Source organism: Brevundimonas naejangsanensis DSM 23858, assembly GCF_000421705.1.
Lineage (GTDB): Bacteria > Pseudomonadota > Alphaproteobacteria > Caulobacterales > Caulobacteraceae > Brevundimonas > Brevundimonas naejangsanensis.
In genome coordinates this window covers 29,374-41,762 of record NZ_ATXN01000008.1, presented here as the reverse complement: position 1 = coordinate 41,762, position 12,389 = coordinate 29,374, and the positions used below count along the sequence as shown (strand labels likewise).

At 68.9% G+C, this 12,389-nt stretch carries 14 protein-coding genes; 6 read left to right on the top strand and 8 right to left on the bottom strand.

Annotation, left to right across the window (positions count from 1 at the left end):
- Positions 1 to 61: 61 nt before the first annotated feature.
- The 3 genes from H556_RS0114405 to H556_RS0114395 all read left to right on the top strand — a co-directional run bounded on the left by H556_RS0114405 (position 62) and on the right by H556_RS0114395 (position 3,303).
- On the top strand, positions 62 to 343 hold the full coding sequence (locus H556_RS0114405) for a DUF167 domain-containing protein (protein WP_024355116.1): 282 nt from the start codon (positions 62 to 64) through the stop codon (positions 341 to 343).
- A gap of 116 nt (positions 344 to 459) precedes the next feature.
- The gene (locus H556_RS0114400; protein ID WP_024355115.1) at positions 460 to 1,956 is read left to right on the top strand and encodes an amidohydrolase; all 1,497 of its coding nucleotides are present in this window, start codon (positions 460 to 462) and stop codon (positions 1,954 to 1,956) included.
- Between the two features lie 3 nt (positions 1,957 to 1,959).
- Positions 1,960 to 3,303 (top strand): amidohydrolase family protein, encoded by a 1,344-nt coding sequence (locus tag H556_RS0114395; protein WP_024355114.1) that lies wholly within the window; start codon positions 1,960 to 1,962, stop codon positions 3,301 to 3,303.
- 118 nt (positions 3,304 to 3,421) lie between these two features.
- Here H556_RS0114395 and H556_RS0114390 read toward each other — a convergent pair whose 3' ends face one another.
- Positions 3,422 to 4,213, bottom strand: a complete 792-nt coding sequence (locus H556_RS0114390; protein WP_024355113.1) for an SDR family oxidoreductase — start codon at positions 4,211 to 4,213, stop codon at positions 3,422 to 3,424.
- Complete coding sequence (locus H556_RS0114385; protein WP_024355112.1) at positions 4,213 to 4,509, bottom strand: 4a-hydroxytetrahydrobiopterin dehydratase; 297 nt, start codon at positions 4,507 to 4,509, stop codon at positions 4,213 to 4,215. The genes H556_RS0114390 and H556_RS0114385 overlap by 1 nt, the downstream gene beginning before the upstream one ends.
- Positions 4,510 to 4,633: 124 nt before the next feature.
- Here H556_RS0114385 and H556_RS0114380 point away from each other — a divergent pair, with 124 nt between their 5' ends.
- From H556_RS0114380 to H556_RS0114370, 3 genes are read left to right on the top strand one after another with little or no spacing between them, the layout of a single operon-like run.
- The gene (locus tag H556_RS0114380; protein ID WP_024355111.1) at positions 4,634 to 5,419 is read left to right on the top strand and encodes a class I SAM-dependent methyltransferase; all 786 of its coding nucleotides are present in this window, start codon (positions 4,634 to 4,636) and stop codon (positions 5,417 to 5,419) included.
- Positions 5,407 to 6,990 carry a 2-polyprenylphenol 6-hydroxylase gene (gene ubiB, locus H556_RS0114375; protein WP_024355110.1) on the top strand — a complete coding sequence of 528 codons (1,584 nt, stop codon included), beginning with the start codon at positions 5,407 to 5,409 and terminating at the stop codon, positions 6,988 to 6,990. The genes H556_RS0114380 and ubiB overlap by 13 nt, the downstream gene beginning before the upstream one ends.
- A gap of 20 nt (positions 6,991 to 7,010) precedes the next feature.
- Positions 7,011 to 7,529: a hypothetical protein gene (locus H556_RS0114370; protein ID WP_024355109.1), complete on the top strand. Its 519-nt coding sequence runs from the start codon at positions 7,011 to 7,013 to the stop codon at positions 7,527 to 7,529.
- Between the two features lie 12 nt (positions 7,530 to 7,541).
- Here H556_RS0114370 and arfB read toward each other — a convergent pair whose 3' ends face one another.
- The 6 genes from arfB to H556_RS0114340 all read right to left on the bottom strand — a co-directional run bounded on the left by arfB (position 7,542) and on the right by H556_RS0114340 (position 12,316).
- A complete protein-coding gene (gene arfB, locus H556_RS0114365; RefSeq protein WP_024355108.1) occupies positions 7,542 to 7,943 on the bottom strand; it encodes an alternative ribosome rescue aminoacyl-tRNA hydrolase ArfB in 402 nt (133 codons plus the stop codon).
- On the bottom strand, positions 7,940 to 8,398 hold the full coding sequence (locus H556_RS0114360; RefSeq protein WP_024355107.1) for a YaiI/YqxD family protein: 459 nt from the start codon (positions 8,396 to 8,398) through the stop codon (positions 7,940 to 7,942). Before H556_RS0114360 ends, arfB begins: the two co-directional genes overlap by 4 nt.
- A 152-nt stretch (positions 8,399 to 8,550) precedes the next feature.
- Positions 8,551 to 10,491, bottom strand: coding sequence for a threonine--tRNA ligase (gene thrS, locus H556_RS0114355; RefSeq protein WP_024355106.1), 1,941 nt, complete (start codon positions 10,489 to 10,491; stop codon positions 8,551 to 8,553).
- Positions 10,488 to 10,736, bottom strand: coding sequence for a membrane protein insertion efficiency factor YidD (yidD, locus tag H556_RS0114350; RefSeq protein WP_024355105.1), 249 nt, complete (start codon positions 10,734 to 10,736; stop codon positions 10,488 to 10,490). Before yidD ends, thrS begins: the two co-directional genes overlap by 4 nt.
- An 80-nt stretch (positions 10,737 to 10,816) precedes the next feature.
- On the bottom strand, positions 10,817 to 11,287 hold the full coding sequence (locus H556_RS0114345) for an iron-sulfur cluster assembly scaffold protein (protein ID WP_024355104.1): 471 nt from the start codon (positions 11,285 to 11,287) through the stop codon (positions 10,817 to 10,819).
- 204 nt (positions 11,288 to 11,491) lie between these two features.
- Positions 11,492 to 12,316 (bottom strand): tetratricopeptide repeat protein, encoded by an 825-nt coding sequence (locus tag H556_RS0114340; RefSeq protein WP_024355103.1) that lies wholly within the window; start codon positions 12,314 to 12,316, stop codon positions 11,492 to 11,494.
- Positions 12,317 to 12,389 lie beyond the last annotated feature (73 nt).

Here is a 12,389-nt window from a genome sequence, read left to right as displayed (position 1 = left end):
CCGCCGGGATGAGCGGGAAGGTTAGCTTGGCGCTCTCGCGTGAATGGGCCAAACACGTCTCATGACCGCCCGCCTCGCCATCAAACTGACCCCGCGCGCATCGGCCGATCGCATCGACGGTTGGGATGTCGACCCGGACGGCCGTCCGGTGCTGAAGGTCCGCGTTCGCGCCCAGCCGGTCGAGGGCGAGGCCAACGCCGCCCTGACCGCCTTCCTGGCCAAGGCGCTGGGCGTGCCCAAGCGCGACGTGACCCTGGCGCGCGGCGGTCAGTCGCGGCTGAAGATGATCGAGGTCGACGGCCTGACCGACGCGGAGGTCCGCGCGCGCTTGCCTGCCGATTGAGCGCCGCGCTGACTTTGCCGCGAGCAACCGCTTTTAGAGCTTTACCCTGACGGAAACAGGCGATTGTATACGCGCCATTGTTTGCCCGCCGTTCGCGGGCGCGAGGGGGCTCGCCCATGTTGTTCAGTCGCCTGCGGGGGCCAAGCCTCGCTGTCCTCACCTACGCGCTCGGCGCGCTCAGCCTGTCGGCCTGCGCCACGACCGGCGAGGCGTCGCCCAAGACGCAGACCGCTTCGACGTCGTCGGCCTCCAAGGATCGCACGATGGCGCCGGGTCTGGACGGCTGGGCCAATCAGGACCCCTATCCCTCGACCTATCGCGGCCTGCCGCGCCAGGACATGGCCATCGTCGGCGCCACGGTGCTGACCGGCGCGGGCCAGAAGATTGAGGGCGGCGTCGTCGTCGTCACCGACGGCCGCATCGCCGCTGTCGGCGGGGCGGACACCCCGGTTCCGGCGGGTCACCAGGTGGTGGACGCGCGCGGCCGCTTCGTCACGCCCGGCATCATCGACATTCACAGCCACCTGGGCGTCTATCCCTCGCCCGGCGTGCAGGGGATGAGCGACGGCAACGAGGCCACCAACCCCAACACCGCCCAGGTCTGGTCCGAGCACTCGATCTGGCCCCAGGATCCGGGCTTCAACACCGCCCGCGCGGGTGGCGTGACGACTGTGCAGATCCTGCCCGGATCGGCCAATCTGTTCGGCGGTCGCGGCGTGACTTTGCGCAACGTCCCCTCGGTCACCATGCAGGGGATGAAGTTCCCCAATGCCCCCTACGGCCTGAAGATGGCCTGCGGCGAGAACCCTTCGCGCGTCTACGGCGGCCGCAATCAGTCGCCCGCCACCGGCATGGGCAATGTCGCCGGCTATCGCGCCGGCTTCATCGCCGCGCGCGACTACAAGGCCAAGTGGGACAAGTGGCGTGAGGACGGTCAGGGGACGCCCCCGACCCGCAACCTGCAGCTTGAGACTCTGGCGGGCGTGCTGGACGGCTCGATCCTGGTCCAGAACCACTGCTATCGCGCCGACGAAATGGCCGTGATGCTCGATGTGGCCAAGGAGTTCGGCTACAAGGTCACCACCTTCCACCACGCGGTCGAGGCCTACAAGATCGCGCCCCTGCTGGCGCGCGAAGGCGTCTGCGCCGCCATGTGGACCGGCTGGTGGGGATTCAAGATGGAGGCTCTGGACGGCATCGAGGAGAACGCCGCCCTGACCGACGCGCCCGAGGGCTCGTGCGCCGTCATCCACTCGGACGACGCCGAACTGATCCAGCGCCTGAACCAGGAAGCCGCCGCCGCCCTGTCGGCCGGTCGTCGCGCCGGGATGAATATTTCTGAAGAACACGCCATCGGCTGGATCACGCTGAATGCGGCCAAATCCATCGGCATCGACAAGGAAACAGGCTCTCTGGAGAACGGCAAACGCGCCGATGTGGTGATCTGGAGCGCTGATCCCTTCTCGATCTACGCCCGCGCCGATCAGGTCTTCATCGACGGCGGCCTGGCGTTTGATCGCCAGAACCCCGCCTTCCAGCCCGTGTCCGATTTCGAACTGGGCCAGCCCGGCTTCGGCCTGTCCGCCGCCGGCGTCGCCCAGGGAGCCCGCTGAACCATGCGTATCAAAACTCTGCTTGCGGGCGCAGTCGCAGCCTTCGCACTGACCAGCCCCGCTCTGGCCCAGGACGTGGCCATCACCGGCGGCCAGGTGCTGACCGGGACCTCGGTCATCGAGAACGGCACCGTCGTCATCCGTAACGGCAAGGTCGTTTCAGTCGGAACCGGCGCGGCCCCGGCCGGTCTGCGGGTCATCGACGCGCGCGGCAAGGTGGTGACGCCGGGCTTCGTCGCCGTGGATTCCGGTCTCGGCGGCACCGAGGTCGGTTCGGTGCGCGGTTCCAATGACCTGGCCAACCGCGCCAACACCCTGACGGCGGCCTTCGACCTGTCCTATGGGCTGGATCCGTGGTCCTTCACCCTGCCGGTCGCGCGTCTGGGAGGCGTCACGCGCGCCGTCGTCACGCCGCAGCACGGCGGCTCGGGCGGCGGCCACAGCCATGACGACAGCGACTTCGCCGGCGCCGGGGCGGGCGGCTTCCAGACGCCGGGCCTATTCGCCGGTCAGGCGGCGGTCATCAAACTGGGCGGCGCCGACATCCTGGTGAAGCCGCGCGTGGCCATGGTCGCGCCCTTCGGCGAGGCCGGCAAGGCGGTGGCGGGCGGCGCGCGCGGCGCCGAGTTCGTCCTGTTCAAGGAGACCCTGGCCGAGGTGCGGACCTACGCCCGCAACAAGGCGGCCTATGAGCGGGCCGACATGCGCGCCCTGTCGCTGTCGCGCGCCGATATGGAGGCCCTGATCCCGGTGGCCGAGGGGCGTATGCCGCTGATCGTCACCGTCAACCGCGCCTCGGACATCCAGCAGGTGCTGCGTCTGGCGCGCGAGGAAGGGATCAAGATCATCCTGGACGGCGCCGCCGAAGGCTGGCTGGTGGCCGATGAGATCGCGGCGGCGAACGTGCCGGTCCTGCTGCACCCGATCACCAACCTGCCCTCGAACTTCGAGATGCGGGCGGCGCGGATGCAGAACGCGGCGGCGCTGAACGCGGCGGGCGTCGTCATCGCCATCAAGGGCAACGAAGGCTCGGCCCACCGCGCCCGCGACATCCGCTACAATGCGGGCAACGCCGTCTCGCACGGCCTGCCGTTCGCGGCGGCCATTCAGGCGATCACGGTCAATCCGGCCCGCATCTTCGGCTTCGACGGCCAGTTCGGCGAGCTGAAGGCCGGGGCGGCGGGCGACGTCGTGGTCTGGTCCGGCGATCCGCTGGAGCCGCTGAGCCAGCCGTCAGCCGTGCTGATCGACGGGGTGGAGCAGCCGCTGCAGGCCCGCAACCTGCTGCTGCGCGACCGCTACCGCACTGGCGGCGAGGGCGCCATGCCGCCCGCCTACGGCAACTAGGGTTTCAAGGACTGAAGACGGAAGGGCGCTGCGGGAGACCGCGGCGCCCTTTTTCATTGCTCCCGACTTCCGCTCATCCCGGCCTCCGCCGGGATGAGCGGGTATGTAGGCCCGAGCGCTACTGCGCTGTCAGTCCGCCGTCGATCTTGAACTCGGCGCCGGTCACGAACTTCGACTCGTCCGAAGCCAGATACAGCACGCAGTACGCCACGTCGTCCGGCTCGCCGATGCGCTTGAGCGGGATGCCGCGCGCCAGCTTTTCGTGCGCGCTCGCCTCGTTCCCGCCGGCCATGACGACGAAGGGATCGAGGATCGGCGTCTTGATGAAGACCGGGTGCACCGAGTTGGCGCGCACGTTCCAGCCCGCCTTGGCCGCCTCCAGCGCCACCGTCTTGGTGTAGAGCCAGACCGCCGCCTTGGTGGCGTTGTAGGCGCCCATGCCTGGCGCCGCCGCCAGTCCCGCGATCGAGGAGATGTTGACGATCGACCCCGCGCCCGACGCCCTGAGCGGGGCCATGGCGTGCTTGCAGCCCAGCATGACGGATTCCAGGTTGATCGCCTGAACCCGGCGCCAGTTCTCCAGCGTGTCCTGCTCGGCCCACAGCAACTGGCCGCCGATCCCGGCGTTGTTCACCAGAATCGACAGACCGCCCATGTCCTCGACCGCCGCGCCCACCACGCGGACCCAGTCGTCCTCGCGCGTGACGTCGTGCTCATAGGCGAACGCCATGCCGGGGTGGTCGGCGTTGATCGCCTCGGCCAGCGCCCGCGCGCCGTTCAGGTCCAGATCGCTGAGCGCCACTTTCGCGCCCTCGCGGACCAGCATCCGCGCCATCGCCTGGCCCAGCCCGCCAGCGGCGCCGGTGATCAGGGCCGCCTTGCCTGCGACGCGTCCGTGAGGGGGGGCCATTACTCGACCAGCCCCTTGACCGCTTCGTCGATGAAGCGGGCCATCGCCACGTCGCGTTCCGTCACCCCGTCTGCGTCATGGGTGGTCAGCAGCACCTCGACGCGGTTGTAGACGTTCGACCACTCCGGATGATGGTCGACCTTGTCGGCCAAGAGGGCGACGCGGGTCATGAAGCCGAAGGCGGCGTTGAAATCGGCGAAGCGCAGGGTGCGCGCGATGGCCGGACGCGGATCGTCGGCGCGGCGCCAGTCGGGCAGGCCCGCCAGAACTTCGGTCACGTCGAGGGCGGCGGTCATGGGCGTCTCCTTATGCTTTCGTCAGGCGTATCGCGCGCCCTGAGGCGCGACAAGCCGCCAGCCTGCGTCAGATGCGACGCTTCCCCGGATGACGGCGGCGGCGGGAGGCGTTACACCCGCATCCATGACCCAGGCCGATCCCTCCTCCGACGCTTCCGGCAAGACCTCCTCCTTCGGCTTCCGCGACGTGGACGCCAAGGAAAAGGTGCAGATGGTGCGCGGCGTGTTCAACTCCGTCGCCTCCAACTACGACCTGATGAACGACCTGATGAGCGCGGGCGTCCACCGCATCTGGAAGGACGCCACGGCGGCCAAGCTGAACGTCCGGCCGGGCGAGGTGGTGCTGGACATGGCTGGGGGCACCGGCGACATGGCTCGCCGCTATTCGAAGATGGCCCGCGCGGCGCAGGAACGGCGCGGCGGCGAGGACGCCACCGTCATCGTCATGGACTACAATGCCGAGATGATCCTGAACGGCGTGGCCAAGGGCGGCGAGCCCGAGATGGCCTGGGGCGTCGGCGACGCCATGCATCTGCCGCTGCCCGACGCCTCGATAGACGCCTATTCGATCAGCTTCGGCATCCGCAACGTGGCCGACATTCCGCAGGCCCTGCGCGAAGCGCGTCGCGCCCTGAAGCCGGGCGGCCGCTTCATCTGCCTTGAGTTTTCGCGGCCCACGACCGGCGCGTTGAGGAAGGCCTATGACGCCTGGTCCTTCCACGCCATTCCACGCATCGGCCAACTGGTCGCCAAGGATCGTGATTCCTATCAGTATCTGGTCGAGAGCATCCGTCGCTTCCCCGATCAGCAGACCTTCAAGCGGATGATCGAGGAGGCGGGCTTCAGCCGCGTCAGCGTCACCAATCTGTCGGGCGGGATCGCCGCCATCCACCACGGGTGGGCGATCTGAGCCGGCTGACCTTCAACGCCCCGCCGCCGACGCCTCAGGCCCAGCCGGTCCGCCATCCGGTGGGCGCGGCCTTCCGCATGGTCCGCTGGGGCTGGGTGCTGGCGCGCCACGACGCCCTGATCCCGCGCGAGGCCAACCCCCTGCTGCCCGCCTGGGGGCGTCCGTTCGCCCGCCTGATCCAGATGTTCGCCAGCCGCAAACATCGCGCCGGGCGGCCCGGCCAGCGCGTCGGCGAAGCCTTCGAGCACCTCGGTCCCGTCGCCATCAAGCTGGGGCAGGTGCTGGCCACCCGCGCCGACATCTTCGGCCTGCAGTTCGCCCAGGATCTGGGGCGTCTGAAGGACAAGCTGCCGCCTTTCCCGCTGGAAGAGGCCAGGCGCGAGATCGAACGCTCGCTGGGCCGTCCGGCCGAGAGCCTGTTCATTGATCTGAGCGAACCGATGGGCGCCGCGTCGCTGGCTCAGGCGCATCCGGCCTGGCTGGCCGATGGGCGCAAGGTGGCGGTCAAGGTGCTGCGTCCCGGCGTCGAGCGCCGCGTGGCCCAGGGACTGGACGCCATGCGTCTGGGCGCCAAGCTGGTCGACCGCTTCGTCGAGCCCGCGCGTCGGCTGGAGCCGCGCGCCTTTGTCGAGATCATCGCCCAGTCCTTGCAGTTGGAACTGGACATGCGGCTGGAGGCGGCGGCCGCCTCCGAACTGGCCGAGGTCATGGCCAAGGACGGCTATATGTCCGCGCCCGCCGTGGTCTGGGACGGGGTGGGCAAGCGGGTGCTGACCCTGGAATGGGCGCAGGGCCTGCCGATGACGGACCCGGCGCTGGTCGAACTGCCGGGCCTCGACAAGGATGCGCTGGCCGACAAGGTGGTGCGCGCCTTTCTGGTGCAGGCGCTGGACCACGGCGTCTTCCACGCCGACCTGCACGAGGGCAATCTGTTCGCCGACGCGCCCGCGCAACTGACGGCCATCGACTTCGGCATCGTCGGGCGGCTGGGCCCGGCCGAGCGCCGCTATCTGGCCGAGATCCTGTGGGGCTTCATCAGCCGCGACTACGACCGCATCAGCCGAGTTCACTTCGAGGCTGGCTATGTCCCGCCGCATCATTCGGTCGACACCTTCGCCCAGGCCCTGCGCGCGGTGGGCGAACCGGTGATCGGCCGTCAGGCCAGCCAGGTGTCGATGGGGCGTCTGCTGGGCCAGCTGTTCGAGATCACCGCCCTGTTCGACATGCATATGCGGCCCGAGCTGGTGCTGCTGCAGAAGACGATGGTCTCGGTCGAGGGGGTGGCGCGCCGCCTCAACCCTGATCACGACCTGTGGGACGCGGCCAAGCCGGTGGTCGAGCGCTGGATTCGCCGCGAACTGGGGCCCGCGAACCAGGCCAAGGAGGCGATGGAGGAAGCCGTCGCCACGCTGAAAGCCCTGTCGCGTCTGGTGCAGAACCCGCCGCCGTCTCAGACGTTGGTGATCGAGAAGGCCGGAACGCGGCCCTGGGTGGTCGCCGCCGTCACCGTCGCTGTCTGTGCGTCGGTCGCCGCCTTGGTGCTGACGCTTTGGCCGATGATCGTCGCCTGACGTTTCTTCGGAGCCTGCGCATGAAGACCTTTTCTCTGACCGCCGCCCTGATGGGCGCGACCCTGCTGGCCGCCCCCGCCCTGGCGCAACAGGCGCCCGCCCAGCCCGCAACCGGCCCCACGACAGGCCCCACGACAGGCTCGGGCGCGGCGGCGGCCACCCTGCCTGAAGCCTTCGAGGGCGATGCTGCTTCGGCTCGCCCGCAAGCCGCGCCGCCCGCGCCTGCGACCACGGCGACCGCGCCTGATATCGCCCGTTCAGAAGAGGCCCTGCGCGCCGTCATCGCCGCCATGCAGGCCGGTCAGATCGACTATACGGTGTTCACCCCCGATCTGGCCGAGCAGATCCGCGCCCAGTCCGGCGCGGTGGCGCCCCTGATCCAGCAGTTCGGCCCGCTGAAGTCGATTTCACACCTGGATCAACAGAACGGCGCCGACGTCTTCCGCGTCGTGTTCGACAAACAGGCCACGGATTGGATCATCGGCTTCAACGAGGACGATCTGATCGCCGCCCTGCTGTTCCGTCCGGCCCAGGACTGACGGGCGGCGCCTTCAATCCAGCGACGGCTTGCCGCGTCCGCTCTTGATCGACGATCGGCTGGATTTGGCCTGCAACCGACGCTCCTTGGACGCCCGCGTCGGGCGGGTCGGCACGCGATAGACCGGCTTGATCGAGGCTTCGGCCACCATGGCCTCCAGCCGTTCGATGGCGTCGGCGCGGTTGCGTTCCTGGGTGCGGAAGCGCACGGCGCTGATGACGATCACCCCGTCCAGCGTCAGGCGGCTGCCCGCCAGCTTCATCAGCCGCGCCTTCACCGGCTCGGTCAGGCTGGGCGAGTTCTTGACGTCGAACCGCATCTGCACGGCGGTCGAGACCTTGTTGACGTTCTGCCCGCCAGGCCCCCCGGCGCGGAAGAAGCGGAACTCTAGCTCATCTTCAGGAATGCGGCTCATGACGCTTCTCGGCGCGCCCGCACCACGGCGGCGTCCAGCGCCTGCAGGAAGCGCGAGCGATCGGCGGCGGAAAAGGGCGGCGGTCCGCTGGTCGGCACCCCCATGGAGCGCAGGTGCTCGCCGATCATCCGCCCGGCCAGAGCGGACCCGATGGAGTCCGCCGTGAACGGCTGGCCGTTGGACTTCAGCGCCTGCGCGCCCGATTTCAACACCCGGTCGGCCAGCGGAATGTCGGCGGTGATGACGATGTCGCCGCGCTTGGCGCGCTCGGCGATCCAGTCGTCGGCTACGTCCGGCCCGGCGTCGACGACGACCTGTTCGATCAGCGGCTCGCGCGGGGTGTTGATCCAGGCGTTGGACACCACGAAGACCTTCAGGCCGCAGCGGCGCGCCACGCGATAGACCTCCTCCTTCACGGGGCAGGCGTCGGCGTCGATGTAGAGGGTGGTGGCCATGACAGGCTTATGGCGCCTTTTCCTCCCCATTTCATGGGGAGGGGGACCACGAAGTGGTGGAGGGGCCAGCACGACCGGCAGCCCCTCCGTCACGTCGCCTTGCGGCGCCGCGCCACCTCCCCACAAAGTGGGGAGGAGAAGCGCGTTCAGTCTTACGCCACGCCGTCGCGGAGGCGCTTCAGGTCGGGCGCCAGGGCCTCGTCCGTCAGCATGGCGATGGCTTCCTCGACCGTGACGATGGTCTGGGCCTGGGAGCCGAAGCGGCGGATGGCGACCTTGCCTTCCTCGGCCTCCTTGCGGCCGACCACGGCGATGGCGGGCACCTTGGCGACCGAGTGTTCGCGGATCTTGTAGTTGATCTTCTCATTGCGCAGGTCGATCTCGGTGCGCAGACCCGCCGCCCGGAACTTGGCCAGAACCTCTTCGGCGTAACCGTCGGCGTCGGAGGTGATGGTCGCCACCACGGCCTGGGTCGGCGCCAGCCACAGCGGGAAGGCCCCGGCGTAGTTCTCGATCATGATGCCGATGAAGCGCTCGAAAGAGCCCAGGATCGCGCGGTGCAGCATGACCGGGCGGTGCTTCTGGCCGTCTTCGGCGATGTAGGTCGCATCCAGACGTTCCGGCAGGACATAGTCCAGCTGGATCGTGCCGCAGGTCCATTCGCGGCCGATGGCGTCCTTGACGATGAAGTCCAGCTTGGGCGCGTAGAAGGCGCCGTCGCCCTCGGTGACGACCGGCTCGGTTCCGGCGGCGCGGGCGGCTTCCAGCATCTGGGCCTCGGCCTTGTCCCAGAATTCCTCGGTGCCGGCGCGCAGCTCGGGGCGGGTGCCCAGGCTGATGTATTTGGTCTCCATGCCGAGGTCGGCGTGGACCGAATAGGCCAGCTTGATGAACTCGGCCGTCTCCTCGACGATCTGGTCCTCGCGGCAGAAGATGTGGGCGTCGTCCTGGGTGAAGCCGCGCACCCGCATCAGGCCGTGCAGCGAGCCCGACGGCTCATAGCGGTGGCAGGCGCCGAACTCGGCCATGCGCAGCGGCAGTTCGCGATACGATCGCTGGCCCTGATCGAAGATCTGCACGTGACCGGGGCAGTTCATCGGCTTGAGGCTGAGCGTCTCGCCCTCGACCGTTTCGCAGACGAACATATTGGCGCGGTACTTGTCCCAGTGGCCCGAGGCCTCCCAGAACTTGCGGTCCAGCACCTGCGGCGTCTTGACCTCGACGTATCCGGCGGCGTCCAGGCGGCGGCGCATATAGGCCTCCAGCACGCGCCACAGCACCCAGCCCTTGGGGTGCCAGAAGACCATGCCCCGGCCCTCTTCCTGCATGTGGAAGAGCTCCATCTGGCGGCCCAGCTTGCGGTGGTCGCGCTTCTCGGCCTCTTCGATGCGCAGCAGATAGGCGTCCAGATCCTCCTTGGTCGCCCAGGCCGTGCCGTAGATTCGCTGAAGCTGGGCGCGGCTGGAATCGCCGCGCCAATAGGCGCCTGCCAGCTTGGTCAGCTTGAAGGCCTTGCCCACGAACTTGGTCGTCGGGAAGTGCGGCCCGCGGCACAGGTCGGCCCATTCGCCCTGCTTGTAGACGGTGATCGTCTCGCTCTCGGGCAGGTCGCGGATCAGTTCGGCCTTATAGGTTTCGCCGAGCGTCTCGAAGTGGGCGATGGCCTCGTCGCGGTTCCAGACCTGACGCTCCAGCGGGGCCCCCCGGTCGATGATCTCGGCCATCTTCTTCTCGATCTTCGGGAAGTCGTCGGTCGAGAAGGGCTCATCGCGGGCGAAGTCGTAATAGAAGCCGTCCTCGATGGCCGGGCCGATCGTGACCTGCGTGCCGGGAAACAGCTCCTGCACCGCCTGGGCCAGCACGTGGGCGGCGTCGTGACGGATGGTCTCCAGCGCCTCGGGATCGTCGCGCATCAGCAGGCGGAAGTCGCCGTTCCCGTCGATAACGCGGTCCAGGTCGCGCTGCTCGCCGTTCCAGACGACCAGGGCCGCCTTCTTGGCCAGCGAGGGCGAGATGGCGGCGGCCACGTCGCGGCCCGTCGAGCCGGCCGGATACTGACGCACGGCGCCGTCGGGGAATTTCAGTTCGATCATGACGGTCGTTCTTTTTCGGTCTTGGCGGGCGGAACGGGATCATAGCCCGAACCGCCGAAGGGATGGCATTTACAGAGGCGCCGCACGGTGAGCCATCCCCCCCGCACCGGACCGTGCCGGATCAGGGCGTCGCGCCCGTAATCCGAACAGGTCGGCATGAACCGGCACTGCTGGCCGATCAGGGGGGACAGCGTCAGCTTATAGCCCCGATGGGCCGCGCGGACGCTGCGTTCATAGAGAGACATCTGTCCCTTCGCCGGGGGCTCTGTTTCGGGTTCGTCGCGCTTATCCCTCTTCACAGCAGGGGGATCAACCGACGCGCCGTTCAGGCCACGCCGGCGAGGCGAGTTCGCGTATCGCTGTGGTGTTTCGCCAACGCCTGTCTGACGGCGTCCAGCGTCGCTTCAAGCGCCACCATGGTCGAGGCGTGGCGGGCGGGATAGTCGGCGACCTGCTTCAGGACGCGCAAGGCTTCGAAGCGGCCCTCGGGACCGTCGCCGCCCGACTTCAGCATGGCTGACATGGCGTCGCGCGCGGCCTCGATTTCCTGAACCGAGGCGCCGAGAACGTTCTCCCCGACCACGCCCGCCGCCGCCTGGCCCAGGGCGCAGGCCTTCACCGTCTGGGCGAAGTCGCCGACGCGGCCGTCGGTGTCCAGCGTCACGTCGACGATGGCCTTCGACCCGCACAGCTTGGCCACCCGCTCGGCCGAGCCTTCGGGTGCAGGCAGGCGCCCGCTGTGCGGCAGGTTGGCCGCCAGCGACAGGATGCGCGCGCTGTAGAGGTCGTCGATCACGGTATGAAGATAGGCGTTCACGGGCGGAAGGTGAAGAGACGCAAGGCCTCTCCCTCCCCTTCATGGGGAGGGTGGTCGCGCAGCGACCGGGTGGGGAGGGCTGGGTCATGGACGCGGCGCGTAAATAGCTTCGCCGCCCCCACCCGACTTCGCCCTTACGGGCTCAGCCACCCTCCCCATGAAGGGGAGGGAGAAAGTCGCGTTCTACCCGCCCTGTAACGACGACCATGTGCGCGCGGTCGGCGACGTCTCAGTGAGGGCGGGGGCGACGGCAGGTGTCGCGCTCTGTCCTGGCTGCATCCGCGCGGCCAGCCAGCGAAGGTTCTGGTCGGCGGCCTCGGGCGGCAGGTCGCGGCGCAGGATGGCTTCGGCTTCGGCGGTCTTGCCTTGCAGGCCCAGCGCCAGCGCCAGGTTCTGGCGCACCTGCAGCCCGGCGCTCGGCTGGCTCGCGGCGCGGCGTAGCAGGATTTCGGCTGAGGGCGCATCCCCCTCGCCGATGCGGGCGATGGCGGCGTTGGTCAGGACGTCGGCGTTGTCGGGCGACAGACGCAGGGCCTCGTTCCACGCGGCGCGGGCGTCGTCGGGGCGGCGCACCTGCTGATAGGCCACGCCCAGAAGCGACAGGGGCCGCCAGTCGCGCGGCGCCGCCGCCTTGGCCTGTTCCAGCGCGGCGATGCCGTAGAAGGCCTGACCGCGCGCGATGTGGGCGCGGCCGACCTCCAGCATGGCTTCGACATTGGCGGGCTGGACGACCAGTACGCCCTGCGCCGTCTCGGCGGCGCGGTCGAACTGGCCCAGTTCGCGCAGGGCCTGCGACAGCTTGACCCCGGCGACGGGGTCCATCGGGTTGAGCTGCTGCTCATTGGTCCAGAAGACCGACCGGCTGAGGGCGTCGGCCCGGTCATAGCCCGCGCGCGTCACGGCGTCGGCAGGGGCGCGGACGGCGAGCTCAGTCTGGCTCAGGGCCGGGGCGGCGAGGGCCAGAAGCGTCAGGCTGACGGTTGCGGCGAGGACGGCGTTGCGCGACATGGAAAGGGTCCGTGGCGGTTCAGCCCCTAGGGTCGCGCCGACGGGTCAAGGTTTGGTTAATCGACGTTAAGCG